This window comes from Pseudomonas sp. ENNP23 (assembly GCF_001728945.1).
Taxonomy (GTDB): Bacteria; Pseudomonadota; Gammaproteobacteria; order Pseudomonadales; family Pseudomonadaceae; genus Metapseudomonas; species Metapseudomonas otitidis.
In genome coordinates this window covers 1-755 of the sequence record NZ_LYSP01000111.1, presented here as the reverse complement: position 1 = coordinate 755, position 755 = coordinate 1, and the positions used below count along the sequence as shown (strand labels likewise).

Genomic DNA, 755 nt, shown 5'->3' with positions numbered 1-755 from the left:
GTCGTGTTCCTGAACAAGGCCGACATGGTTGACGACGCCGAGCTGCTCGAGCTGGTCGAAATGGAAGTTCGCGATCTGCTGAACACCTACGACTTCCCGGGCGATGACACCCCGATCGTTATCGGTTCCGCGCTGATGGCTCTGAACGGTCAGGACGATAACGAGATCGGTGTTTCCGCTGTGCGTAAGCTGGTAGAAACCCTGGACTCCTACATCCCTGAGCCGGTTCGTGCAATCGATCAGCCGTTCCTGATGCCGATCGAAGACGTATTCTCCATCTCCGGTCGCGGCACTGTAGTAACCGGCCGTGTAGAGCGTGGCATCGTCAAGGTCCAGGAAGAAGTGGAAATCGTCGGTATCAAGGCGACCACCAAGACCACCTGCACCGGCGTTGAAATGTTCCGCAAGCTGCTCGACGAAGGTCGTGCTGGTGAGAACGTTGGCGTGCTGCTGCGCGGCACCAAGCGTGAAGACGTGGAGCGTGGCCAGGTTCTGGCCAAGCCGGGCACCATCAAGCCGCACACCAAATTCGAGTGCGAAGTGTACGTGCTGTCCAAGGAAGAAGGTGGTCGTCACACCCCGTTCTTCAAGGGCTACCGTCCGCAGTTCTACTTCCGTACCACCGACGTGACCGGCAACTGCGAACTGCCGGAAGGTGTTGAGATGGTGATGCCGGGCGACAACATCAAGATGATTGTCACCCTGATCGCCCCGATCGCCATGGAAGATGGCCTGCGCTTCGCGATTCGCGAAGG

General features: G+C 58.5%; 1 protein-coding gene. It reads left to right on the top strand.

Features of this window, described 5'->3' with window-relative positions; translation table 11 throughout:
* Positions 1–755: elongation factor Tu (locus A9G05_RS26245; protein WP_139131279.1), on the top strand; the 755-nt coding region annotated here is incomplete at both ends.